This window comes from Microcystis sp. M015S2 (assembly GCF_020245945.1).
Lineage (GTDB): Bacteria > Cyanobacteriota > Cyanobacteriia > Cyanobacteriales > Microcystaceae > Microcystis.
Window position 1 is genome coordinate 1 of sequence record NZ_JADBTX010000070.1, and the last position, 24,834, is coordinate 24,834.

A 24,834-nucleotide genomic window follows, 5' to 3' on the forward strand; every position below is an offset into this window, starting at 1 on the left:
CTTCCGTGACATCGGTAAATACTTCTTTGTCTAAAAAAGTAATCGAGTCCCTATCTAAATAATCGATCAATTGAGGAAAAAACAACTCAATAAATTCGACAAAAAAGGTCGAGATTAACTCCTTAAATAAGCGATCATGGTTAATATTATTAGTCATGTAATATCATCTTAACGAATCTGAGCGATGAATGACTACTCTTCTCTATTATATTCTGAAAAGTCTGTTTTGGCAGCAGATTGTTATGACCTCACCCCCTAACCTACGAGGAGAGGGGGAACTACGAAAAGAGGGGGATACTTTCCCTGTTAACCTTTCTCTTTCAACTAAAAACCCTCCGAAGCAATCTTACTCCTTGTCATGGCGAAGATGCGATCACCAGACAAGGACAATTTTAGCGGCTGATTGCCAAAAGGCGATCACTAATACCCTAAGTCATAAATCATGATTAATAATTGAGCGAATGTCTTGTATAAATTGCGATGGCGTTTGCATAATTATTCCTGTTTGTTCAGCGACTTGTGACCTAAAATCTTAGGAGTCACTGATAATTGCTGATTGTCGGTATTGCTGCATAAGTGCGTAAAAGCTGATAGGATAACGAACGGAAAAAATATAGATTGTCAAGGCGCGAAAAATCGCTACAATCATTCCAGCAGAGGTGATAGTAATCCCTCGATCATCCATTTGTTAATGATCGCTAACGATGAGACAAACTCGGTTTTCTCAAGCGGTTTCGAGACAGCGAACCCCTGAGTTTACCGGTCGATCGTGGACGGTGAGCTTGTCGAATCCGTCGATCGATCCTCGACTTACCTTTTTTCGGAGTTGATCGAACCATGTTGCAAGGATGGATTCAAATCGCGCTCACGATCCTGATAATCGTGGCGATCACCCCCTTTTTCGGGCGGTATATGGCGAGGGTGTTCATGGAACGGAGAACCCTACTCGACCCACTGTGCGATCGAGTCGAGAGTCTTCTTTACAACTTCGTCGGGGTGAAAGGGAAAGAGAATATGACCGGCTGGCAGTACCTCCGCGCCGTTCTCTACAGTAACGCGGTGATGGCAATTCTGGTTTTTTCCCTGATTGCGGGCCAAGGATTCCTTCCCCTCAACCCGACGGGGATCCCCGCCCCTTCTTGGGACACCACGCTACATACGACGATTTCCTTTATCACCAACACCAACCAACAGCATTATTCCGGAGAAACCACCCTCAGCTACGCGAGTCAGCTCTGGGGTCTTGGCTACCAGATGTTCACTTCGGCCGGAACCGGTCTAGCGGTGGGGATCGCCTTTATTCGGGGACTGACGGGGCGACCGTTGGGCAATTTCTATGTGGATCTGATCCGAGCGATCACCCGTATCCTCTTACCGATCTCGATCGTGGGGGCAATTGCCCTGATCATCGCCGGAGTCCCGGAAACCCTCGCTGGCCCGGCGATCTTGCCGACGCTAGAAAACCCCAACCTCAGTCAGGCGATCGCCCGCGGTCCAGTGGCCCACTTCGAGATTATTAAGGAATTGGGAGAAAACGGCGGCGGCTTTTTTGCCAGCAACTCGGCCCACCCCTTGGAAAACCCGAACGGATTCGTCAATCTGGTGCAGTTGGTAGCGATTCTCTCGATTCCCACCTCCCTGATCTATACCTACGGGGTTTTCGCCGATAATCTCAAGCAAGCGCGGTTAATCTATCTAATTCCCCTCGGTATCTTCATCGGCTTTACGATCATCACAGCGATCGGAGAATATAACGGCAACCAGGCGGTTAACTCCCTGCTAGGGGTCGATCGAGCGGTTAACTTCGAGGGTAAAGAAGTACGCTTCGGTTGGGCGCAATCGGCCCTGTACGCAGTAACTACCACGGCCACCATGTGCGGTGCGGTGATCGCCATGCACGATTCCTTGATGCCGAACGGCGGCTTCGCCACCCTCTCGAATCTGTTCCTGCAAATCGTCTTCGGCGGCCAGGGAACAGGCACCGCCTACCTGTTTGCCTATCTGATCCTGGCGGTATTCGTCACTGGGCTAATGGTGGGACGAACCCCGGAATTCCTGGGGCGCAAAATCGAGAAGCGGGAAGTGGTGTTAGCGAGTTTTTTAATTCTGCTGGTTCACCCGATCGCCATCCTCATCCCCGGAGCGATCGCCCTTGCCTTTCCCGACTTTCAAGGCATCAGTAACCCCGGCTTTCACGGATTATCTCAAGTTATCTACGAGTACGCTTCCGCCGCCGCCAATAACGGGTCGGGATTCGAGGGACTGGGGGATTCCCAACCCGCACCGCTTGCGATCGCATCTGGGGCGAAACCGACGATGACCGCTCTCTGGTGGAATCTGAGCGCCTCCTTTAGTTTACTGGCTGGACGGTATATTCCGATCGCCGCCCTGCTCTTGTTAGCCGATGGGATGTCCCGCAAACAACCGGTTCCCGCCACCACCGGAACCCTCCGCACCGATACCGGACTCTTTACCGGCGTGACGGCGGGGGTGATTTTAATTCTCGGTGCGCTCACTTTCTTGCCGATATTAGCCCTCGGGCCGATTGCGGAAGCCTTTCAAATCACCAGGATGATCGGCTAGGAGTTTGGATAATTTATGAGAACGAACAAAGGAAATTCTAAATCCTCCCGCCCGTTGCGAGTGCCGAGAGGTCGCCGGGACGACCGCCGCCACACCCCCAAGGTAAACCGGACAGGTCTCTATCAAAGCGCGATCCGGCAGTCCTTCCTCAAACTCGACCCGCGCATCGCCGTGCGTAACCCGGTTATGTTCGTGGTCTGGTTAGGAACGATCGTCACGGCTCTGGTGACGATCGACCCGCATCTATTCGGCACGATCGCCGGGGAGAGGGGACAACAACGGCTACTTAACGGCATCATCACCCTCATCCTCTTCTTCACGGTGCTGTTCGCCAACTTCGCCGAGGCGATCGCCGAGGGACGGGGAAAAGCCCAGGCCGATGCCCTGCGCTCCACCCGCAGCGACACGATCGCCAGGAAAATCCTTGCCGACGGCTCGATCGAGTCGGTCAGTTCCACGGCCTTGCGTCGGGGCGATCGGGTAAAACTGGTGGCCGGGGACGTGATTCCCGCCGACGGGGAAGTGATCGAGGGAATCGGTTCGGTGGATGAATCGGCGATCACCGGAGAATCGGCCCCCGTCCTCAAACAACCCGGCACCGACATCGCCAGTTCCGTCACCGGCGGCACCAGGCTTCTCTCAGACGAGTTGACGGTGCGGATCGCTCAAGATCCCGGCCAGGGTTTTATCGATCGCATGATCTCCCTTGTGGAAGGGGCCGAGCGCACGAAAACCCCCAACGAGATCGCGCTGACGGTACTTCTGGCCGTGTTAACCCAAGTCTTTTTAATTGTCGTGGCCACGATTCCCTCGATCGGGAACTATATCGCCAGTTTTCTAGACACGAGCCTCGGGCCGGCGGTCGCGGATACTTTTCGGGCCGGTTCCAGTATCGCCATCTTGATCTCCCTCCTCGTCGCTCTCATTCCCACGACGATCGGCGGTTTATTGAGTGCGATCGGCATCGCTGGCATGGATCGTGTGGCTCAGTTTAACGTCATCGCCACCTCCGGGCGCGCGGTGGAAGCCTGCGGCGACGTGAATACCCTCCTTCTCGACAAAACGGGAACAATCACCCTCGGCAACCGGCTGGCTGACGAATTTATCCCCGTGAACGGTCATAACCTCGAGGAATTAGCCCGCATCTGTCTAGCGGCCAGCCTTTTCGACGAAACCCCGGAAGGACGCTCGATCGTTGCCTTAGCCCGGAATTTGGGCGCGAACCTCTCCATCGATGGCCAACCCGGCGAGGGAATCGAATTCTCCGCTCGTACCCGCATGAGCGGCACCGATAGGGACGGCGAGGAATACCGTAAGGGAGCCGTAGACGCGATTAAAGGTTTCGTCCGTTCCCGCGGTGGTTCCGTTCCCGAGACCCTCGATCAGGCACAGGAAAGGGTTTCCCGTTTGGGGGGGACTCCCCTGGCCGTCTGTCGGGGTAACGATATCTACGGGGTGATCTATCTCAAGGACATCGTGAAGCCTGGATTAAAAGAGCGTTTCGACCAATTACGGCGCATGGGTGTGAGAACGATCATGCTCACCGGCGACAACCAGATCACGGCGGCGGTGATCGCGGCGGAGGCGGGGGTGGATGATTTTATCGCCGAGGCCACCCCAGAAGATAAGATCGAGGTGATCCGTCGCGAGCAATCCCAGGGCAAGTTAGTTGCCATGACGGGAGACGGAACCAACGACGCACCCGCACTGGCCCAGGCTAATGTCGGTGTGGCGATGAACTCCGGAACCCAAGCGGCGAAGGAGGCTGCCAATATGGTGGATCTCGATTCTGACCCGACCAAGCTGATCGATTTAGTGACCATCGGCAAACAGTTACTCATTACCCGCGGCGCCCTGACCACGTTTTCGGTAGCTAACGATATCGCTAAGTATTTCGCCATTATCCCGACGATTTTCGCCGCTGCCGGGATCGGTGCTTTAAACATTATGGGTTTGAAAAGTGCTCAATCGGCGATCGTCTCGGCCCTGATCTACAATGCCCTGATTATCCCCGTTTTGATTCCCCTAGCACTTAAAGGCGTTCAATTTCGCCCGCTCACCGCCGACCAACTATTGCGGCGCAATATCCTCATCTACGGCGTGGGAGGCATGATTGCGCCGTTTATTGCTATTAAGATTATTGATGAGATAATTTCAGCGATCGGGTTGAGGTAATGGGAAAATCGGCAATATTTAAGCCTAGTTTATTCGGATTGAAGCACTCGAATCGGGATTTTAGCCAAAAAGAAACCTGGGGTAAAAATCAATTTAACTCCTCATTTCCAGCTTCTTTGTGCGCTTACTTAGATGGTAAAGGACTGAAAAATGTATATCTGAAACTTGATGAAAATTTAAAAATTCAACCGGCGGAGTTAAGTACACAAGAGTTATACGGTCTAGCTCCCGATTCCGATCATTTATTTTATGCTTTCGAGAGTCAATTTAGAGGAGGGAGCAAAATGATCACAATCGATTTATTTGCTGGTTGTGGTGGTTTATCTTTAGGTTTCCAGAAAGCGGGGTTTACTATTGTGGCCGCATTTGATAATTGGATACCTGCTATAGATGTCTATAGCAATAACTTTAGTCATCCGATATTTAATGTCGATTTATCTAGAGAATCTAGCCAAGAAATATTGGCTCAATATAATCCTGAGATTATTGTCGGCAGCCCTCCTTGTCAAGACTTTTCCAGTGCCGGTAAGAGAAACGAGGGTTTAGGACGAGCGAATCTAACGCTCACATTCGCCGAAATTGTAACTGGAGTAAGTCCGCAATGGTTTGTTATGGAAAATGTGGATAGAATTGAGAAAAGTAAAATACTCACTCAAGCAAAACAAATTTTTAAAAGCCATGGTTATGGTTTAACTGGAAAAGTTATTAATTCTTGTTACTGCGGAGTTCCTCAAACTAGAAAAAGATATTTTCTGATCGGTAAAATGAACGAAGAAGATGATTTTTTAATCGATGAAATCAATGAAAATTTATCAAGTCAACCTCTGACTGTATTTGACTATATGGGCAAAGAATTAGATATAGAATACTATTATAGACATCCTAGAAGCTATCAAAGAAGGGCGATATTCAGTATTTATGAACCTAGCCCTACTATTCGAGGAGTAAATCGACCAGTTCCCAAAACCTATCGACAACATCCCGGTGATGCTTGTCATCTTCATGAAAAATTAAGACCGTTAACAACGAGCGAGCGAAGCTATATCCAAACTTTTCCTAAAGACTTTATTTTTGCTGGAACAAAATCTAATCTAGAACAAATGATTGGCAATGCTGTCCCTGTTAATCTGGCTAGATATGTAGGCCAATGTATTCTTAACTATGAATTGAAAAAGGGGAAAAAGACAACCTATCGACAACTACAGCTAAGTAAGTGGTTATAATTAAATTGAAAATAGATTTTGTCTTTGATCCCCCCTTAATCCCCCCTTGATAAGGGGGGTGTCGATCCCCCCTTAATCCCCCCTTGATAAGGGGGGTGTCTGATAATTTTTGACAACCACAGCTATTTTCTTGATTTACTGGCAAAAACAAATCTCCAAAAAACTCTAATTCTTATGAAAGCATCCCTTAGAAAATACCGATTTTTCTGGTATATTTTCTTAAATTTCTGTCTAACAATTCTTTTCTCCTCCATCGTTCAAGCTTCTACGGGAAGCACTATCGATAGGTGGCAAGCTTCTGCGTTAACCCTTTTAGGATTAGTCGCCTTTGCTTTATTTATCTACCTATTCCTTGTCATCTTTGTACCAGAGAGGTTTTAATCATGAGTTTTGCACGCGAGGCCGGTAGAGCCATCCGTTCTACCCTAGTTCTCTGGGTGATCACTGCGCTGATCTATCCTTTCTCGATGATCGCCATCGGTCAAATTCTTTTTCCCCGGCAAGCAAACGGGAGTTTGATCACCAATAATCAAGGTCAAGTGGTGGGTTCGGCTCTAATTGGGCAACCTTTCACCAGCGATCGCTATTTCAATAGTCGTCCGAGTACCACCGCCTACAGTACAGCTGATCCGAAAAATGATCCTAACAAAGTCCTGCAAACCGGGATTTCGGGAGCGAGTAACCTGGCCCCCAGTAACCCCGTGTTGATCGAGCGAATTAAAGGAAAACCCAATCCCGATCCAGCGAAAGCTGTAGAGGGGGAGATTCCCCGATTAGAGAAAGCGGCAATTAAACCCACCGCGGATCTAGTATATACCTCCGGATCGAGTCTCGATCCCCACATCACCCCGGAAGCCGCCAGAGCGCAGATCGATCGGGTGGCGCGGGTGAGGGGATTACCGACGAATCAAGTGGAGATCCTCGTTACCAAAAACACCGATGGTCGCTTTCTCGGCATCTTCGGCGAACCGGGGGTTAACCTGCTGAAACTGAATTTGGCTCTAGATGCGATCGCCAATACCCGATAGGGTTTCTGATACTAAATCCTGTTTAAAAGGTATAGGCAAGTGGGAAGAGAGAGTTTGCCTTTAAAAACCCCAAGTTAGTAGATTTACAAAAATGGGATGCAGCCGCTAAAAAACTAACTGGGAGAGGATTGTTTACCTGATCTTACCTTGGGATTCACATTTAAAACCTTCATCGTGCCAAGCTTCTAAATCAACGGAATTTAAGGGAATGACTTGCCAACAGGGGGGATAGATTAATTGTCCCACAAAAGCCCAAATTATACTTCTAGTCACATCTAATCCAGTTTTTAGCTTTGATTCCTGATTACCCGGAATACCAATTTCTCTGACTGCATCGATTTCTACTGCTATACCGTGGGATTGCAAGTGAATTTCTGCTAACCATTGAGCGCGAGGTAAATGAGTAGGAGAGGTGACAACTTTTACTTTATGTACTCCCCATTGTTTTAAAATTGGCACAGCAAAGAAAAAATTGCCGAAGGTAGAATCGGCACACTTTTCTAACCAGACGTTAGTTTTTGGTGCTTTTGCCTGTTCAAATAGTAATAAAATACAGGGGTCTTCCGAGCCTTGGGAAATTAAAATCGGTATATCGGGGTATTGCTGGGCTAGATTGGCTACATAAATTTCCCGACGAATGCTGCCCCCCAAAACTAAGATGGCCTCAACGGGTTTTTGTTGATTAATTGGCCAGCGGATGGCTAAATTAATCGCTAAATTAAGGATAATAAACCCAAAAACTGCCACCAGAGTTAGTTTTAACCATCTTTGCCAATTTCGGTGTTTACGCGCAACATTTTTCGGTTTTTTCGCCATTGTTTAGAGACGGTGTAACAATTGTGCTTTGATAATTTTTTCTGCGGGGTTGAGTTTGACTAATTGTGAACCTGTCCCGTCTTTACCCGTAACTGTCACAGTTTCCACCTCTAAGGGCAGTTTTCGATTCTGATTGGTACTTAATAACACTATACTCCCCGCCTGCGCCGCTACCATAGCCGCTAAACTATCCTGTTTGTTGACGAATTGTAAAGCGGGTGAACCAAGATCGCCTAATTGTGATAGACGTAAATTCTCGATCGCCAGTCTTTTTCCGTAACCTAATCCCGAAATCAGCAGCAGATTTTCCCGATGGGGGAGAGAAACACAGCCGGCTAGATGTTCCCCGTAGCGCAATCGCAAAATTGCTAAACCCTGAGCGGATTTACTCATCATTGGCAATAATTCCTCTCGCACGGGATAACGCAACACCCGACCGCTGCTGGTGGCGATCGCTAAGTCGAGGCCCTCGTGAGTAAAAATAGCACCATATAGGCGATCGTCTTCTTTCAATTTCATCAGGGACAAACCCCGACTACCAACCCCCTCTAATTCATCGATGGGAAGCCGCTTTATTCGCCCCTGTTGACTCAGTAAAAGCAATTCTTGATTTTTTTGAGGTTCTGTCAAGAAAAATTGATTTAACACGGCTTCTGACTCTTTTTGGGCGGTTTTGGTCAGCAGACGGTCGATTAACACCGGTTGATTCCCTTGCGGGGGGACTTCCCTGGTCGTAATCGGGTAAGCTTTGGCATTATCGAGGATAACTAGGAAATTTTCCCGTTTTTCGATCGCCTGTTGATAGATAATTAAACCCCGGTCCGGCGCTCGCTCTTCCGGCGTCGTCCAACTAATTTTATCTTCGGCATCAAGCAATAAAATCGCATTTTCTGGGGGGTCTTGGGGCGTAAATAGGCTTAAACTCGGTGTATTCTCACTCTCAGACTTTTTCTTGACTTTATTCTCCTGTTTTTTAACCACAGAATCCTGTTTCTTCCCTTCTGTCTCCTGTCTCTTGTCTCCTGTCTCCTGTTTTTTAACCACAGAATCCTGTTTCTTCCCTTCTGTCTCCTGTCTCTTGTCTCCTGTCTCCTGTTTTTTAACCACAGAATCCTGTTTCTTCCCTTCTGTCTCCTGTCCCCTGTCCCCCGACTTGCCGGTGCGAATTTTTGTCCGTCTGCTATCGGCGAATTTTTTCTTTAAAGAGCGCAATTCTTTTTTCAGAGACTTGAGAAACTCCTGACGGTTATGGAGGAGGGTTTCTAACTGTTGAATTTTTGTTTGTAATTCCGTCGCTTCCGTCTCTAACTTTTGTCTTTCCAAACCGGTTAAACGACGTAGGGGCATAGCCAAGATAGAATCAGCTTGTGCGTCACTAATGCCCAATTCTGCCTGAAAACGATACTTAGCCGTCGTCCCATCGGGAGCATTTTTGAGAATATCCACCACTCGATCGATATTCTGCAAAGCTAATAATAAACCCTCCACTAGGTGTAAGCGATCGCTGGCCTGTTGCAACTCGTCGCCATACTGACGGGTGAGAGTTGTTTCTCGAAAGCGCAAGAATTCCTGTAAAACTTGTTTTAACGATAACTGCCGGGGTTGATTATCGACCAAAGCGAGGATAATCGCCCCAAAATTAGTCTGTAGGGCCGTTTGTTGGTATAAAGCCGCCAAAACCTGCTGCGGTTGACTTTCCCGCTTTAATTCAATCACCACCCGAATGCCTTCGCGATTGCTTTCATCGCGGATATCGGCAATTCCCTCCAATTTCCCTAAATTGACTAATTCGGCGATTTTTTCAATCCATGCCGCCTTATTCACCTGAAAAGGCAACTCAGTAACCACAATTGCCGTCCTTTCCCTGCGGCGCTTGCCCTCAATGATAATTGTTTCAGTTTTCGCCACTCCGCGCACGGGAATAATCCCCCTACCAGTGCGATAAGCCTCGCGAATGCCGGTATCATCTAAAATCTCGCCTCCCGTGGGAAAATCGGGCCCGGGGATAATTTCTACTAACTTTTCCTCGCTTAAATCGGGATTATCAATCAAAGCGATTAAACCCTCCACCACTTCCCCTAAATTATGGGGAGGAATATTAGTCGCCATCCCCACCGCAATACCAGAACAACCATTAAGAATGAGTATCGGTAACTGAGCGGGTAAAACAACTGGTTCCTGTTGAGAATTATCGAAATTACTGCTAAAATTAACGATAGCTTCGCTAATTCCCCCTAAAACCGCCTGATCACCGATGCCGGCCAAACGGGTTTCTGTGTAACGCATGGCCGCCGGGGGGTCGTTATCGATCGAACCAAAGTTACCATGGCCCGATAAAAGTGGGTAACGACTGGAAAAATCCTGTACCATACGAACCAGTGCTTCGTACACTGACTGATCGCCGTGGGGATGATATTTACCCAAGACATCCCCCACCACCCGCGCACATTTACGAAAAGGGCGATCGGGGGTTAAACCCAGTTCGTGCATAGCGTATAATATGCGACGATGTACTGGTTTTAGTCCATCGCGTACATCCGGCAAGGCTCGCCCCACGATCACACTCATGGCATATTCTAGATAGGAGCGTTCCATCTCTTGGTGTAAAGCCGTGGGTATAATTTGACCACTAGCTAAGAAATCCAGTTGTTTGGCCATGAGTCTCTCGTTTTCAATCTGTCTAGCTGTGAATCATAAGGCATTTTGCCCGTTTTAACCTTGTTTATCCCTGAGCATCCCTATGACGACTGTTTTGATTGTAGAAGACGACCCGATAAATTTTCGCGTTTTTGCCAAAATTTTGACCAAACGAGGTGGTCTAGAGGTCAAAGGGACTGAAGACGTGGAAGAAGTGCTTCGTATTGCTCGGGACAAGAAAGCGGACGTGATCTTAATGGATGTCTCCCTCTCCCATAGTGTCTATGAAGGGAAAGCGGTAGATGGCATTAAAATCAGCCAAATTCTCAAAGCTAACCCCGAAACCGCCGATTTACCCGTTATTCTCGTCACTGCTCACGCTATGGAAGGCGATCGAGAGAATTTTCTCAAGCAGAGTCGGGCCGATGGTTATATTTCTAAACCGGTGGTTGATCACCAAGCTTTTGTTGATCAAATTTTGGCGATCGTCGATCAGAAGCCGGTCTAAGCTTTGAGTCTTCTTTTGTTAGTATATCAGTATTTATCTAGACCAGCTGCTTTCAGTTTACTCCTAACAGCTAAGCTGTTAAGCATTTAAATTGCTTGTTGAGACGAGGCAAGAGGCAAGAGGCAAGAGGCAACAGTAAAGGGATTGGGGGAGATTCGGCTAATCTTAAGAATAAGTGCTTTAAATGCGTCTTAGCTTATCTCCCTGATCCTCAACTCTGCCATAGATGGCGTAGGGTCGATCGAGCGACCAGGCCCACATCTGATCCCCTAGGGAAAAATGCCACCATTCCCCCTTATGTCGGCTAAATCCCGCCTCCTCCATCACTTTAGCCAATAAAACTCGTTTTTGATGATAGCTCTGTTCTTGCGGGCTTTTTGCGGCGATATAATAATCGGGATGCGATCGCTCTCCGATCTCATCGATTTCTCCACCCATGTCGATGGCTTGTCCCTTCTCATCCACTAGGGTAATATCGATCGCCGCTCCGGTACTATGGGGTGGCGGGGTGGCGGCATTATCACTGGGAATTGCCCAAATAGTGTAAACTTCTGTTAAAATTGCTTGACTTTCTGCCTTCGATAGTTTCTCTTTGGCTAATCCTCTTGTGTCTAGGAGAGTCTGAAAAGTATAATCAACCATAAATTGTTGCACTTCCACCGGTCGATAGGCATCAAAAATCAAAATTTGCCAACCGGGTTGATAGACTTGCAGACGGTTTTGAGCGTCAATCAGGGGATTTAACACCCCTTGTCGCAAAAAATAGGGAGATTTACCCCGATAATTAGCCCCTAATTTCTCGTAAGCGTGGGGAGAAGGTATAACAAACTTATCTGCGGGTATAGGTACTAGGGGTTCCCCACATTCACGAATAGGAATTTTTTGGTAGGGTTTCATCTCGTCGTCGGGAAACAGTAATTTTATTGATGGTCAACTCGATCGCCAGTTTACGGGTAAAATAAACCCGTTATTCTTCCTCCTCATCGGTTGTAGGGAATTTCATACTGGCCCAAGTTAACTGTTTTTGCTGGTCCTTTTCCGGTTCACTAAAACTCTCCTTGAGTTGTTCTTTCACCTGAGCAATATTGCCACTTTGAGCGGCATTCTTTAGATCATAGACATAACGAGCATTTTCGATCGCTTCCTCTTTACTACGAGAACTAGACTCAAAGCATTTTTCTAGGTCTTTGTAAATACCCTTGCGAGAGATTTTTAGAAAATATTGACGTTCCGTATCGATTAGTTTAGCCAATAATTCTAGGTGCATGGAATCCTCGGCACAGATATCCGCGAGTATATCCCATTCTTCACTCCCCAAAAGATTATTATCCGCTCCCGGTCGCGGGTCTTGAAAAGTTTCTCCAGTCACTTGTTTATAAATCTTCGGTAATTGGTCATCAAATTCGTGCTTTTCTTCCCTCCAAATCCGACGAATTTCGCTGAGTTCCTCCGTGGTAATTAGGGTAATATCTTTCATATCCTCTGGCGCATTAGTACGCACGCTCTCCTGAGCCTCTAATACCCTTCTCAGCCAATATTCCCGCCATTTTTTAGTATAGGGTCCCGGTATGGGTTCGATCGATATTTCTCCATTTAAGTTTCTTTCAAATAATTGTACTTTCCCAAAGATACGGCGAAAATCCCGTTTTGGTCGGTCATCTTCTATATCTAATTCGTTGCGAAGGTCTAAAAGTGGTTGTAACCATTCTTTTTCTTGGTCATTCTGTATCATTGCCTCCATGGATTTATCTTTATTCACCAACGTACACACCCAACAACCTAAGCGCGAATCTCCACAGCTAGGAGTGGAAGTATCTACCACTAAAGGACATTCATTATCCGCAGTCGCTCCTCGATACATTGCTAATAATTCTTTGTTATCTCCTCCCCAGGGATTTTCCCACTGCATTAAGTACAGCCATACCTCATCAGTACGCCAATCTTCTATGGGACTATAAATAATTGCATTGGGAAGGCTACCACTATAGCGCAATGGTTTACTAATATTCTCCTTAAGATTAAGTTGTTCTTGAAAAATATTAATTTCATATTTATTCATTGTTGAAGCACGTTTACTACTCTCAGCCTTTCTTGTACCAAGCATAAGAATAACTTCACCATTTTCTCGAATTTGCTGACGAATAAAATGATTTGTTGGTGTTATCTTCAGTCTTTCAGTACACCAACGAAATCCATGACGAGGTGCAGGATAGCCTTTACCAATTAAACAAGTCCAAAAAGTATCTTTTATTTCTGGGCGTAATAAATAAGGTTCTACAGGCATCTGCTGCATTTTAGCTTCATTTTTCATTCTGGCTAAAGATTGCTTAACCCAAGTAGATACAAGAGGATTTTCAACTTGAGTATCTGTAGTCATTACATAAATTTTTTTATGACGCTCCTCAATGGAAAGCTTGCTGATTGCATTCCAAATTAATTGAACAACAGCACTACTATCTTTTCCGCCTGAGTAACCTATAACAAATGGAATACTGTTAGAAAGATACAAATTTTGAATTTCTTTCGTAATTATTTCAATGTCTATAACAAAGTCTTCAACAGTTCTAGAAGGAAAAATACTTATCTGTGTTTGCTCACCAAAAATAACATTATTTCTCATAAATTTAACCTTTAAATATATTATCTCTATGCCATTTTACGGATTCAAGATTAGGCAGATATTCGTTATTATCAGGCAGTAAAAGATTCTCACCATGAAAATCTTTTATAGACTTTGCGTTCGGTGAAACTTCTTCAAAATCTTTTGTGATAATAATTTTGTATTGATCATCAATTGTGAATAATCCTTGATCAAATGCCCAATGATGATTTTTACAAAGAGATAAACCGTTGTTTATCTGGTTATTATAGAATTTAGCAAAAGGTTTGATATGTGCGCCATCGACAATACTTTGTGTCAAGGAGTGGTTGACTTTAAGACCGCAAAAAGAGCATTGATAATTATATATATAAACGACTGCTTTACGAAAAAAAGCACTTCTTATTAAAGATTTTCGTAGATAGAATTTTTTCTCCTGTTCTACATTATCGAATATTGATAATTCTTCCGTACTTACATCCTGCAAATTAGTATTAATAGTCAATATTTCACTAATTTCTTTTTGAGATGATGAAAACCATACTGAGATTAAAGTGTCTATTAATTCTTGACGATAATTTTGATCTTGAAGCAAATCATATAATTCCTCATCTAAAAACGCATATTCTACAGCTAATTTGAGTTTGTTCATTGACTTTGGCTGTAGCCCATTAAAATCTTGCTTTAATCTTAAATACCAGAATCCTTCGCTTTGTAAATGGAAGAATGGATAATGAAAACCTCCATCATATTGAGATGATAAAACATTCCAGTATTTATTAAATGTATTAATTAATTCATCAGAAACAAAAATTTTATTTTCCGTGATTAATCCCTGTGAAATTAGATCGATAACTGATAAAAGTAAAATTGGTTTATATTGAGCGTTACCTCTTTTTTTACTGACATTCAAAGAGGCGAATCTTTCACAATAATATTTTAAATTGCGGAGGGGAAGACTATCGACCATAGGGGGGGGGGAGATATGTGGCTAAAAAAAGGAAACTATTACCAGCATACAGAAAAACACCCCACCGAGGGGAAAAATATAGAAAGCCTAAAGAGATAGTCATAATAACATCGATCGATCGCGGCTGACGAGCGATCGCAAATATAGAACATATGCACTAAACAATCGGGCTTCTGGGAGAGTAGTTAACCTAATAATAGCCACAGGTTAATTCTAGGGATTACCTGAAAAAAATACTTTCCAACCAGCAGTAGCGGTCGGCTTCGCCGCGCCGTAGGCGACCGCACTTGCCAAAAGAATAATCAATGTCCAAACCTGATTTTTTTGGGTTCCTTCCACTGATTTTAGGCGATTATCGATTCCCTCAACCTTTTCGGTTAACTTTGCCTGTCCTACCTCTAGCTTATTTAACCGTTCGTCGATTTTGTCAAATTTTTGGTCAACATCTTTTTGGAAACTGTCAAATTTTTGGTTAAAATCCTTTTGGAGAGTTTCAAATTTTTGGTCAACATCTTTTTGGAGATTGTCAATTTTCCCCTCAATCCTCGTCAAAACAGCTTCTAGGGAATAGGTAACGGTTTCGTTAGACATAGTATCAACTTCCATTAGATCATATTTTCTCAGTCCGCTATCGGGGACTATTTTAAGGCTAAACCAGTTCACCGCTTTCTTGTAAAGAGTGGAGACGCTGATAGATTCCCTGCTGATTTAATAATTGATCATGGCTACCGATCTCGACAATGCGACCATTATCCAAGACGACAATTTTATCAGCTTCTCGAACGGTACTGAGACGGTGGGCGATAATAATTGTGGTGCGAGTGCCTAAGATGGATTTCATGGCTAGTTGAATGGCTCTTTCTGACTCATAATCTAAGCTAGAAGTGGCCTCATCAAAAACTAACACATCTGGATCAACAATTAAGGCCCTAGCAATTCCTAAACGCTGTCTTTGTCCCCCCGAAAGACGCACACCCCTTTCCCCTACAATAGTGGAATAACCATTAGGTAATTCGTGGATAAATTCATCGACACGGGCAATTTTACAGGCTTCTGCTACCTTCTCGAAGCTAATATTAGGATTACCATAGGTGAGATTTTCTAACACCGTACCATTAAAAACATCTACTTCTTGATGGACAATCGCTAACCGGCGCCGATACCAAGTCACATCTAAGCGACGAATATCCTCGCCATCCATCAGAATTTGTCCTTGATTCGGTTCAAAATAGCGGAAAAGTAACTTAACTAACGTGGATTTTCCTGAACCTGATTTTCCCACTAATGCCACGGTTTGATAGGGTTCAATCAGTAGATTAATATCCTTGAGAATGGTTCTTTCTGGACTATAGCCAAAACTGAGATTACTTAATTCTACTTTCCCCGTAAAATGATAGGGATTATGTTGAGCATGATCGGCTAAAAGACTACCTGCATCAGTGCCACTGGGTAAGTTGATAAATTCCTGTAAACGTGCCATAGAAGCATAGCGACGGGCGAAAGTTTCTGCCATTTGGGATAGGGGATCTAATTCCGCATAGGCCATACTAGCGAGGGTATAGGTGGTGATAAAATGCCCGATCGAGATTTTCTGTTGAACGGTAGCTAGGAGAGTAAAGAAAAATACTCCAAATAAACTAGCTTGGACGAGGGTTTTTTCCCAAGTAATTAAGTCCACATAACCCTTATGAATGCGATAGATAACGTAGGTAAATTCTCTCTCTAAACGCTGTTTTTGACGATATAATTCCTGTCCTTCTGTGGCAAAAGCTTTGACAGTTTTGATATTAGTAATAATCTCAGAATTGCGACTTTGGGTATTTTCAATGTGCCGATCAAGAATTCTCTCTTTTTGCATTAAATCTTTTAAATCTCTGACAATAAAAACTAGAATTAATACAAAAGAAATAAGAAAAGCAAGGGCGATCTGCCATTGAATTACCCAAATAACAATAAAGATACCCAAAACTCTAAACAATTTTGGGATCATCATTCCCGCCACTTCAGGATAAGTCCAAGTATGATTTTCTATCCCTTTGGCGATCCGGTTAGCGATGCGTCCAGGATTATTTTCATCATAAAAAGATAGGGGTAAGGTGAGAATTTTGGCAATAATTTTTCCGAGATGATCTCGTCGCGCTCTTAAGGATATTTCCCAGTGAAACCATACACCCACCCAAGGCTGAATTGGTGCTTTAATTACCGTGGTTAGGAAAATTAAGCCTAATAATACTGCCAAACTAACCCACTTTTCTGAGGCAAAGGGAGTTAAAACCATGGTGCGATCGACCAAAGACTGGACGAATCCATCTAAAGGTTGATCAGAAAGAACATTAATAATCTGTCCGACAGCGTAGGGAACCATCAGATCGATAATTTCAAAGACACTGGATGCAGCAATGCTCAAAAAGGCGGCTTTTTGATAATTGCGGTAGTAACTGAGAATATCGCGTAAGGAAGCCATAACATCAAGTAAATTGCCAATTTTTAACTTCTATCTGGTAACTGCTAACTGAAGATACTGACGGCACTTTTATGATTGTTTTTCTGGAGTTACCATTATACTTTTGATGAAATTGTACAATATATTCATCCAAATATGTGTCAATTTTATTAAATTCTGCTCGAACGGGATAAATATCAGGGTCAGGAATTAATAGTTGTGCAACACTATAACGAGGTGATAATTTAGGGATTTTTTGAGCATTAAACCAAGTTTGATCGTTTTCTATTTTAATTATTTCCCTATCCTCTTCATAAATATATTCACTAACTATGGTTTTATCATAAGACCTCTTGCATAATTTTTTTATGGTATAATGGGGTGGGGTTGCTTTTTTCTCGATTTTTAGATGGAAGTGGAAAAAAGAATAAAATGTGATCTTAGGTCAGGAAATCATCTATACTTTTGCTATGTTTATTAGCAAAAGTATGGATTATCAAGACTTATCAGATGAACAGTTCAAACGCCGTTTCGGTGTGTATAAACAAACCTAGAGAAAGATGGTAGAATCAGTAAAAAGTTTTGAAGCTGAATCTAAAGCGTTCGGCTGAGCGTTCGACAAAAGCTCACGATTTAGTATTAGTCATACCAAATTATACCATTTTTCAAAAGTAATCGCAGAGATGGTTAATTGCCCTCACCCCCAACCCCTCTCCCAGAAAGGGAGAGGGGAGTAAGATACCTGCTACGAATAAAGAAAAATGGTATAAGGAGCAGGGGAAATCCTGTCAGAGAAGCAACCCTCTGGGGGTGTTAACTTCTTAAACAATTCATCTACTTTGATTTCTAACGCGCTTAGGGTGATGGGAGCGTCAATTGATAAATATCCTCTAATTTCTTAAGCTATAATTAAAACTCAATAACTTTAACCAGAGGCGGGGATTGTCTTTTTCTAGCCAGCTTTGGGAGTTTTTTAACCATTGGGGAAACCAGGAACCAAAAAGCAGATTTTTGACTCCATCAAGGCTAAAATCGAGATAGGAACCCAACCAACGAATTAAATCCTGACTGCCGGCCATTTCCGCTATCCATAACAGTAAAGCGGGGTTTTTTCTGGCCGCTTTAATTGCTAAACGGCTAAAGGTTAACCAATCGGTTTTATCCTTAATAAAGGTTTCGGAAACCTCCGGCGGTTCGTCGGCCAATAAACCGAAAAATGTGTTTAACATGGCGTTAATTCTTTGGGGGGGTAAGGTTTTTCCCGTGGGAACCATCATTCCTTTAGAAAATAACCAAGTTACCGCCACATTACTTTGATAGGCCCGCACATTTTCTAGGTCTTTAGCTGTTAGTAAATCGTGTTTTAAGGCCAGATCCAAAAGATGGGTTAAGCGCTCTAAATTACGCACCAAAGAACCGAACCCAGTAAAAATTAAGGGTGATTGCAGGGAGGCGGCATCACCGATGGCTAAAATGCGATCAAAGGAGACAATCCGATCTTTTTTTCCTGTACTAAAATGCCCCGGTATATAACCAAAGGTTGGTTTTTTCCAAGTTAATTTTTCTGGGTCACACTGTCGATATTCGGGCAAAATAGTAAAGAAATCTTCGTACATTTCCAACAGAGAACCGGGGTTATCGGGATGGACTTGATGATAGTGAAATAGATAGAAGGTTAATTCTTTTCCTTCCCCCGGAAATAATTCCCAAATTAGTTGTCTGCCTTTAGAAATATCGCCATGGGAATTTAAGACATCGCCATAGTGAGAATCCCACACCACCGGATCGAATCCTTCTACTACTGCCCCCACCGTCGGACAGACACTATCAAAGGCACGCACTCCGTTTAATTGCCAAGCGATGGGAGAGGCGGAACCCATAGCATCAATCAATAAACGGCCTTTTATCTGTTGAATTTTCCCACCATGATTAAGGGTGACAGTAACACTATTAGCGGTAATATCAGCCTTAATAAATTCGGTTTGATCGAGAATTTTACCGCCATGATCCTGTAATTTTTTACCGCAGGATTGCAGCAATTTATCGGAATTAATGGCGATATTTAAAACCGTGGGAGTATGGAGAATCTCCGCCTTCAGATGGGGGGGATTATTGCCATCAAAAAACTTATTAAAGCCATCGATGTATTCTTGGAAGATTAATTCCTCGAATTCTTCGGCAGTAAATAGACCTAAATTAATTAAACTTTGAAACTCCGATCGAGAGATATTCCATTCCCGATTCATCCGTCCGAAAGGCAGTCTTTCTACTAAGAGGACTCGATAACCTAATTTGGCCATCTGTGCGGCGTGAATTGCCCCCAAGGCACCACCAATATAAATTAAGTCGTAGGCGATGGGATGATCATTTTCCTCGCTGCTAGAGAAAATTACCGGCTGCGGTTGTTGGGGATTTTTGGCACTGTCGCGCCAACGTTTTTCCCACCAGTACAAACGTTCTAAATCCGCCTCCCCTTGCGGCATTTTGCGGAAGTAGTGAACCGTTAGGGGATAGTCCGCTTCTAAAGCTGTAAAAATTGAGTGATTTTTTCGATCGATGTTTGGTATCGTGTTATACTGCAGCAGAAAACGCTTTTGTAAAGCTCGATCGAGCTGCCGAGTTAGGGATGTCTCTTGACCATGCGATCGCTCACCCCAGCGGAAAACTTTTAAATAAGTAGTCCGTTGCAGCGTCCAGACAAAGATCGACAATTCGATCGCCTCCGATAAGCGCAATCTCACCCCGTTAGGTGTATTTGTCTTAACACCATTTGCGGGTTGCCAATCGGATTGTAACCACTGACAAACGGCGATCGAGTCAGGAGTCGGAATTTCTCTGTAAAGTATTTCTTTCATCTTGATTTAGTTGTTAAACCCAAAAATCGTCTGATTACGCTAGACTACACAAAAAGTTTTCTGAAAAAAGTTTAAAAAACTTTACATACCCAGATTAATACAAAGCCTACCCCATCTGATTATGAATTATCCCATCCCGACTACCCCCGAAGAAATTGCCGCCCTCCGACAGCGTCCCGTCGATGAGGAGATGATCGCTGCCGTGATTGCGGGAATTATTAGAATGGCCCGCGCTCAGGGTCAATCTCTCGATGATCTGACTGAAGAAATTCTCGCAGAAGACCAGGTTTTAGATCAAGTGCAACGACGTTGGTTAAGTCAGCTTTTGACTAATGCTTGGCAAAATTTAGCTGGATGGGTGTAATTGAGCGATGGAATGGCTAACAATCACTCTCGCTAGTGTTTTGACCCTGTTAACTCCCGCAGGGGCAATTATCGATCGGGTTTTAGCCGATACCCTTCGCTCCCAAGTCCAAAAAGTGGAACAATTAGCCGTCAGGGTCGATAATACTCCCAATTATCAGGCTCTGCAAGGCAAAATCGATCGAGTTCGCATTTCTGCACGGGGAATTTATCCCCTTGCTGGTGTTCGCATTGAGAAGATCGAGCTAGAAACTGAGCCAATTAGCCTCGATTTGCGGCAATTACAGCAAAAAAACAGCAGTTTAGCCGCCGCCTTGCGCCGACCAGCTGCGGGGGCATTGCATCTTGTCCTCACGGAAACTAATGTTAATCAAGCTTTACAATCGCCAGCGGTCAAAGAACAAATTCAGACCCTGATTAATAATCTGATTCCCTCTAGGGGAGAATTTGGTAGCACAAAATATCAACTTAGTCAAGCAAATTTTAACTTTCTTAATAATAATCGAGTTGCTCTCAGACTGCAGCTGGAGACCCAAAGGCCAGATGAACCAGCAGCCAGCCTCGATTGGAGCTTAGAAGTGGGATTTAAGCTAGTGCAGGGGCGAAAAATCGAGCTTATTGACCCCACAGCCACTCTTAATGGTCGTCGCATCTCCTCGCGCCTTCTCAAGGGGTTTGCCGAGGGTATATCCACCCAGTTAGATTTAAAAAACTTCGAGAAACAAGGAATTATCGCCCGCCTTCTCCAATTGCAGATCGACGATGATAAGCTGAGTATAGCCGCCTTTGGCAGAATTGAGCCTTGATCGGGGAACCCCAATTAAATTTAACGGTCGGAAAACAGGAGATATTTCAGTAATCAGTAATCAGTAATCAGTAATCAGTGAAAAGACACCAGGAAACTGCTATTTAATACTGCTCACTTAAAACTCACATCTGATAAGTACCTAAGCAAAATTAATTACACATTTCGATAAAGCTTTTGCATGAGTGCCTCTTGCCTATCTTAACTAGGAAATTTATTTTGCACGACTACTTAACTGATAACTGATAACTGATAACTGATAACTGATAACTGATAACTGATAACTGATAACTGATAACTGATAACTGATAACTGATAACTGAATTATGCCTAGTTCTCGCTCTAGTGATAAAATCTCTTTACCTTGGATGATTGGTATTGGCCTCGCTTTATTTACTGCTGGTGGGGCCACTGCTTGGTTTGCCGTCCATCACCTATCTTCCTCCCAGAAAACCAGCGAAAACCCGATTGAATCTCCCAGTCCGGCGCCGATAAGTCAATCGCCAATTGTTGAACCGGTTTCTCCAGGTCCGGTGAAGACAAATCCGACAGCAACTCCTGCTGCTATTCCTGTTAGGGAAACTCGACAGGTTTATTGGTTAAAAGTGACTGATACGGGTAATCAATTAGTCAGCCAAGAAATTACCGTTCAAAAAGCGGATAGCCGCGACCGAGAGTTAACAGCAGTATTGAAGATTCTATTAGCTGGTCCAAGCAATCCTCAGGATATGACTACTATTCCCCCGGGGACTAAATTACTTGATTTAAAAGTAGATAAAACGGGAATTAAGATTAATCTCTCGCGGGAGTTTGGCAACGATGACGGCCCTGATATGTTAATCGGTCGTTTGGCACAAATCATCTATACTACTACCAGCAGCGATCCCAATGCCAAAGTCTGGATTCAAGTGGAAGGAAAACCCCTAGAATTACTAGGAGAAGGCCACGGTATTGAAGTGGCCCAACCGATGACCCGTAAGTTTTTTAAGGAGAATTATCAATTGTAAGTTGTCCGCGCATTTCAATTGTTGGTTGCGATAGCGAATTGAGGTTAACTAGGGGGATTACTGGGGGGATAGGGAAAAAGAATTGGATAGGGAATTTTAATTCCTTCTTGCTGATAGCGTCGGTGTAGGAGTTTAATAAATTCGTGTTTAATGGTGAGATGTTGAAAAAACTCTTCTTCTACCACCTTGAGATAAACTGTTAGCACAATGCTATAGTAATCGAATTTACGGTAAAGGATCAAGGGTTTATAGTTACCGAGGTGAGGTTGCAATAACTGGGTGATTTCTTGTATAACTTCTAGGGTAACTTTTTCGACTTTTTCTAAGTCACTATCGTAACTAATGCCCACTTCCACGGGAACCAGTAGGGAGTGATCTGGTAAACTATAGTTACGGAAACTAGAAGAAATGATCTGAGCATTGGGAATAACCAAAAGATTATTGGTAATTTCTTCGACTACTGTGCATCTTAAATCCACATCTCGCACATAACCAGCTTCTCCCGTTCTCAGTTCAATATAATCTCCCGGTCTAACTTTTTTAGAAGTGATAATATTAATCCCTGACATTAAATTAGCTAGGGTATTTTGGAGAGCTAAACCGAGGGAAACACCCCCAATACCAAAGGCAGTAAGCATCGGAGTTATCGAAATGCCAATCGAGCTTAAAATCAGCAAAAAACCGCAGCTAAAAATCAGAACTTTGGCGAGAAATTCAAATAGGGAAGTTAGGGAAGAAATGCCATCATCTCCCGTGGTATAAAATCGTAATATTTCCACGGATAATTGAGCAATAACCCAAGTAGCTGAAGCTAAAAAAGCCACTAGCAGCAATTTTTTGCTCAGGAGAATCAGGTAAGGAAAGAGGGGAAGATTGGGAAGGGAGAGGGCAATATTTAAACCCAAAAGTCCGAACCAAAGTATGCTTAATCCACGAAGGGAACGTAAAACCCCTTCCGAGAAACGCAGGTTTTTTTCTCTGGCAATCGATAAAAGTTGACTGACAACGCGCTTTTCTACGAGCCATCCCAACAGCAGGAAACTGAGGACGATGGTGATAGGTAGGATAATATAGGGCCAATCTTCCAGTCTGGTTAATAGGTTCATTGCTAGAGGGTTAGAAAAAGATGCACTTTTGTCTTATATTATTCTCCATTTGCCTATCTCTAGCAGCGGCGGTGGAATTTTGGGGCAAAAAGTTGCAAAATGTAAAGAGAAACTCACCTTTCCTTCGGCGGCCTTCGTGAATAGTCAGTTAGTCAAACCAAAATTCGGGCTTTATCGATTCTTAATGGTTATAATCGTGGTTTTGTTGCTGATTAGCACCTTTTTAATCGCTTTTCATCTGGCTAAGATGTCGGATCCCTACATTAAAGAGGTGTTATCCCGACAAGGTAATGTCAGTCGCGGTTACGAAATCTTTCAGATTAACTGTGCTGCTTGTCACGGTCAGTTTGCTGATGGCATCGTCGGACCGAGTTTAGAGGACGTTTCCCGTCGCAAATCGAGAATTAGTCTGATTGAACAGGTAATTAGTGGGAAAACCCCCCCAATGCCGAAATTTCAGCCCGATTCTCAAGCTATGGCCGATTTATTGGTTTATTTAGAAAATCTTTAAGAAAAACTGACTCTTATCCGACATTGATTGATGGTAAGTTAAGACCCATTTAAACTGGGTGGAGAGTGGGGGTGGGGAAGTGGGGGAATGGGGGAATGGGGAATTTCAACTAAAACCCCAAAACCCTAAAACCCTAAAACCCCAACCCCCCCCGCAACGACTCGACTGAGCGTCGCCGAACGTCGCGCACGCAGTGACCACCCCAAAACCCAACCCCTGAGCGACTGATAAATTTTACTTATATAGAAAAATTTTGCTTCTATTTGGGTACGCTAGTAGAGACACTTAACGATAAATACTTATGTCTTGGCATTCCCAAGTTGAACCGGCAATTATCCAAGGGGATTTCTGGCAAGTTAGCCAATTTTATCAAGAACTGATGGAAAGAGAACCCCTAGAAATTAGTCATTATTGGTATTTAGGATTAGCCTATCTTTTGGAAGCTAGGGAAGAAGAAGCACAAACTACTTGGTTATTCGTCCTCAGTCAAGGGGATGAACAGGAAATGACTGCGTGGACAGCAGATTTAGTCAATATTTTAGATGGGGAAGCGCGAAGACAGTTAGAGTTAGGCAATTTAGAAACCAGTTGGTTAATTCGAGGACATATTCGCGAGATTAGTCCCGATAATATTGATAATTTACTGCGGTTTATTTTATTAGCAATTGATTTGAATTATTTCGATAAAGAGCAGTTAAAAGCTTGGTTATTTGTCGATGTGTTAAAAACAAATAATTTCCAGAGTCTCGATTTAGGTTTATTAGTAGAAGTTTTAGAAAAATTTCTCGATTCTCAGATACCAGAAACCGTCCCTTACTTGGAAGCAATATTTCAATCTCACTGTCAGCGACAAACTTTTATCAAAGTAGTAGAAGCTAAAGTAAATTCTCTAGCCATAAATAATAGACCATTGGCTATTGATATTATTAATACTTGTTTGGCAGTAGAACCGGAGCAAATTTATCTGTTAGCTGAACTTTATCAATGTTATTTTGATAATCGAGATTTTGCTGCTGCTATGCAAGTAGCTAATCAATTAAAAACAAGTTGTCAAGGGTTGCCTTCCTGACAGGGGGACAAGCGAGCTAGAAAACTTGCCAACAAAGGCTTCTAGCTTCTCTCGCTAGAAATAGATTTAGCAATTCTAGGCAAAAAGCTAACGAAAGAATTAGGGATAGGAGCGAGCTTACTAGGAATTATTATTA

General features: G+C 43.8%; 19 protein-coding genes and 2 pseudogenes. 11 read left to right on the forward strand and 10 right to left on the reverse strand.

From position 1 onward, the window contains the following. Positions 1-157, reverse strand: a pseudogene (locus IM473_RS13695) (flagellar assembly protein H); the annotation flags it as partial. A gap of 680 nt (positions 158-837) precedes the next feature. On the opposite strand from IM473_RS13695, the gene kdpA reads away from it, so the two are divergent. The 5 genes from kdpA to kdpC all read left to right on the forward strand — a co-directional run bounded on the left by kdpA (position 838) and on the right by kdpC (position 7,009). Continuing rightward, entirely contained in the window at positions 838-2,583 is a 1,746-nt protein-coding gene (gene kdpA, locus IM473_RS13700; protein WP_287659186.1) for a potassium-transporting ATPase subunit KdpA, read from the forward strand. 15 nt (positions 2,584-2,598) lie between these two features. Then, entirely contained in the window at positions 2,599-4,758 is a 2,160-nt protein-coding gene (gene kdpB / locus IM473_RS13705) for a potassium-transporting ATPase subunit KdpB (RefSeq protein ID WP_287659187.1), read from the forward strand. After that, a complete protein-coding gene (locus tag IM473_RS13710) occupies positions 4,758-5,981 on the forward strand; it encodes a DNA cytosine methyltransferase (protein WP_287690489.1) in 1,224 nt (407 codons plus the stop codon). The genes kdpB and IM473_RS13710 overlap by 1 nt, the downstream gene beginning before the upstream one ends. A 174-nt stretch (positions 5,982-6,155) precedes the next feature. After that, positions 6,156-6,362 (forward strand): potassium-transporting ATPase subunit F, encoded by a 207-nt coding sequence (locus tag IM473_RS13715; RefSeq protein WP_287659188.1) that lies wholly within the window; start codon positions 6,156-6,158, stop codon positions 6,360-6,362. A 2-nt stretch (positions 6,363-6,364) separates the two neighbouring features. Then, positions 6,365-7,009: a K(+)-transporting ATPase subunit C gene (gene kdpC, locus IM473_RS13720; RefSeq protein WP_287659189.1), complete on the forward strand. Its 645-nt coding sequence runs from the start codon at positions 6,365-6,367 to the stop codon at positions 7,007-7,009. A 132-nt stretch (positions 7,010-7,141) separates the two neighbouring features. Here the strand turns inward: kdpC and IM473_RS13725 are convergent, their stop codons facing one another. Together IM473_RS13725 and IM473_RS13730 are read right to left on the reverse strand one after the other, a co-directional pair. Further along, positions 7,142-7,825: a YdcF family protein gene (locus IM473_RS13725; protein WP_287659190.1), complete on the reverse strand. Its 684-nt coding sequence runs from the start codon at positions 7,823-7,825 to the stop codon at positions 7,142-7,144. 3 nt (positions 7,826-7,828) lie between these two features. Then, positions 7,829-10,483: a DNA gyrase/topoisomerase IV subunit A gene (locus IM473_RS13730; RefSeq protein ID WP_287690491.1), complete on the reverse strand. Its 2,655-nt coding sequence runs from the start codon at positions 10,481-10,483 to the stop codon at positions 7,829-7,831. 82 nt (positions 10,484-10,565) lie between these two features. On the opposite strand from IM473_RS13730, the gene IM473_RS13735 reads away from it, so the two are divergent. Beyond that, positions 10,566-10,970 carry a response regulator gene (locus IM473_RS13735; protein WP_287659192.1) on the forward strand — a complete coding sequence of 135 codons (405 nt, stop codon included), beginning with the start codon at positions 10,566-10,568 and terminating at the stop codon, positions 10,968-10,970. A 180-nt stretch (positions 10,971-11,150) separates the two neighbouring features. On the opposite strand, the gene IM473_RS13740 is transcribed toward IM473_RS13735, so the two are convergent. From IM473_RS13740 to IM473_RS13765, 6 genes are all read right to left on the reverse strand, one after another. Then, a complete protein-coding gene (locus IM473_RS13740) occupies positions 11,151-11,867 on the reverse strand; it encodes a M15 family metallopeptidase (protein ID WP_287659193.1) in 717 nt (238 codons plus the stop codon). Between the two features lie 70 nt (positions 11,868-11,937). After that, positions 11,938-13,590 (reverse strand): DNA phosphorothioation system sulfurtransferase DndC, encoded by a 1,653-nt coding sequence (dndC, locus tag IM473_RS13745; protein WP_287659195.1) that lies wholly within the window; start codon positions 13,588-13,590, stop codon positions 11,938-11,940. Positions 13,591-13,594: 4 nt separating this feature from the next. Further along, positions 13,595-14,539, reverse strand: a complete 945-nt coding sequence (locus IM473_RS13750; protein WP_287659196.1) for an HNH endonuclease — start codon at positions 14,537-14,539, stop codon at positions 13,595-13,597. A gap of 213 nt (positions 14,540-14,752) precedes the next feature. Beyond that, complete coding sequence (locus tag IM473_RS13755; protein ID WP_287659197.1) at positions 14,753-15,130, reverse strand: hemolysin XhlA family protein; 378 nt, start codon at positions 15,128-15,130, stop codon at positions 14,753-14,755. 58 nt (positions 15,131-15,188) lie between these two features. Next, entirely contained in the window at positions 15,189-17,003 is a 1,815-nt protein-coding gene (locus IM473_RS13760) for an ABC transporter ATP-binding protein (protein WP_287659198.1), read from the reverse strand. An 869-nt stretch (positions 17,004-17,872) separates the two neighbouring features. Then, positions 17,873-19,837: an FAD-dependent monooxygenase family protein gene (locus IM473_RS13765; protein ID WP_287659199.1), complete on the reverse strand. Its 1,965-nt coding sequence runs from the start codon at positions 19,835-19,837 to the stop codon at positions 17,873-17,875. A 121-nt stretch (positions 19,838-19,958) separates the two neighbouring features. On the opposite strand from IM473_RS13765, the gene IM473_RS13770 reads away from it, so the two are divergent. From IM473_RS13770 to IM473_RS13780, 3 genes are all read left to right on the forward strand, one after another. After that, positions 19,959-20,201, forward strand: coding sequence for a hypothetical protein (locus IM473_RS13770; protein ID WP_287659201.1), 243 nt, complete (start codon positions 19,959-19,961; stop codon positions 20,199-20,201). 7 nt (positions 20,202-20,208) lie between these two features. After that, positions 20,209-21,006, forward strand: coding sequence for an LmeA family phospholipid-binding protein (locus IM473_RS13775; protein WP_287659202.1), 798 nt, complete (start codon positions 20,209-20,211; stop codon positions 21,004-21,006). Positions 21,007-21,331: 325 nt separating this feature from the next. Next, the gene (locus IM473_RS13780; protein WP_287659204.1) at positions 21,332-22,012 is read left to right on the forward strand and encodes a GerMN domain-containing protein; all 681 of its coding nucleotides are present in this window, start codon (positions 21,332-21,334) and stop codon (positions 22,010-22,012) included. A 44-nt stretch (positions 22,013-22,056) separates the two neighbouring features. Here the strand turns inward: IM473_RS13780 and IM473_RS13785 are convergent, their stop codons facing one another. Continuing rightward, a complete protein-coding gene (locus IM473_RS13785) occupies positions 22,057-23,118 on the reverse strand; it encodes a mechanosensitive ion channel family protein (protein WP_002782514.1) in 1,062 nt (353 codons plus the stop codon). A gap of 28 nt (positions 23,119-23,146) precedes the next feature. Here IM473_RS13785 and IM473_RS13790 point away from each other — a divergent pair, with 28 nt between their 5' ends. After that, entirely contained in the window at positions 23,147-23,629 is a 483-nt protein-coding gene (locus IM473_RS13790) for a c-type cytochrome (RefSeq protein ID WP_407069740.1), read from the forward strand. 301 nt (positions 23,630-23,930) lie between these two features. Then, positions 23,931-24,695: pseudogene (locus tag IM473_RS13795) on the forward strand (O-linked N-acetylglucosamine transferase, SPINDLY family protein); the annotation flags it as partial. Positions 24,696-24,834 lie beyond the last annotated feature (139 nt).

What these genes read in the sequence shown, in the direction of transcription:
- IM473_RS13755 (WP_287659197.1), bottom strand. Translation starts at nt 15,130, where the DNA reads ATGTCTAACGAAACCGTTACCTATTCCCTAGAAGCTGTTTTGACGAGG.
- IM473_RS13710 (WP_287690489.1), top strand. Translation starts at nt 4,758, where the DNA reads ATGGGAAAATCGGCAATATTTAAGCCTAGTTTATTCGGATTGAAGCAC.
- IM473_RS13760 (WP_287659198.1), bottom strand. Translation starts at nt 17,003, where the DNA reads ATGGCTTCCTTACGCGATATTCTCAGTTACTACCGCAATTATCAAAAA.
- dndC (WP_287659195.1), bottom strand. Translation starts at nt 13,590, where the DNA reads ATGAGAAATAATGTTATTTTTGGTGAGCAAACACAGATAAGTATTTTT.
- IM473_RS13765 (WP_287659199.1), bottom strand. Translation starts at nt 19,837, where the DNA reads ATGAAAGAAATACTTTACAGAGAAATTCCGACTCCTGACTCGATCGCC.
- IM473_RS13750 (WP_287659196.1), bottom strand. Translation starts at nt 14,539, where the DNA reads ATGGTCGATAGTCTTCCCCTCCGCAATTTAAAATATTATTGTGAAAGA.
- IM473_RS13775 (WP_287659202.1), top strand. Translation starts at nt 20,209, where the DNA reads ATGGAATGGCTAACAATCACTCTCGCTAGTGTTTTGACCCTGTTAACT.
- kdpC (WP_287659189.1), top strand. Translation starts at nt 6,365, where the DNA reads ATGAGTTTTGCACGCGAGGCCGGTAGAGCCATCCGTTCTACCCTAGTT.
- IM473_RS13715 (WP_287659188.1), top strand. Translation starts at nt 6,156, where the DNA reads ATGAAAGCATCCCTTAGAAAATACCGATTTTTCTGGTATATTTTCTTA.
- IM473_RS13780 (WP_287659204.1), top strand. Translation starts at nt 21,332, where the DNA reads ATGCCTAGTTCTCGCTCTAGTGATAAAATCTCTTTACCTTGGATGATT.
- IM473_RS13735 (WP_287659192.1), top strand. Translation starts at nt 10,566, where the DNA reads ATGACGACTGTTTTGATTGTAGAAGACGACCCGATAAATTTTCGCGTT.
- IM473_RS13740 (WP_287659193.1), bottom strand. Translation starts at nt 11,867, where the DNA reads ATGAAACCCTACCAAAAAATTCCTATTCGTGAATGTGGGGAACCCCTA.
- IM473_RS13730 (WP_287690491.1), bottom strand. Translation starts at nt 10,483, where the DNA reads ATGGCCAAACAACTGGATTTCTTAGCTAGTGGTCAAATTATACCCACG.
- kdpB (WP_287659187.1), top strand. Translation starts at nt 2,599, where the DNA reads ATGAGAACGAACAAAGGAAATTCTAAATCCTCCCGCCCGTTGCGAGTG.
- IM473_RS13785 (WP_002782514.1), bottom strand. Translation starts at nt 23,118, where the DNA reads ATGAACCTATTAACCAGACTGGAAGATTGGCCCTATATTATCCTACCT.
- IM473_RS13770 (WP_287659201.1), top strand. Translation starts at nt 19,959, where the DNA reads ATGAATTATCCCATCCCGACTACCCCCGAAGAAATTGCCGCCCTCCGA.
- IM473_RS13725 (WP_287659190.1), bottom strand. Translation starts at nt 7,825, where the DNA reads ATGGCGAAAAAACCGAAAAATGTTGCGCGTAAACACCGAAATTGGCAA.
- kdpA (WP_287659186.1), top strand. Translation starts at nt 838, where the DNA reads ATGTTGCAAGGATGGATTCAAATCGCGCTCACGATCCTGATAATCGTG.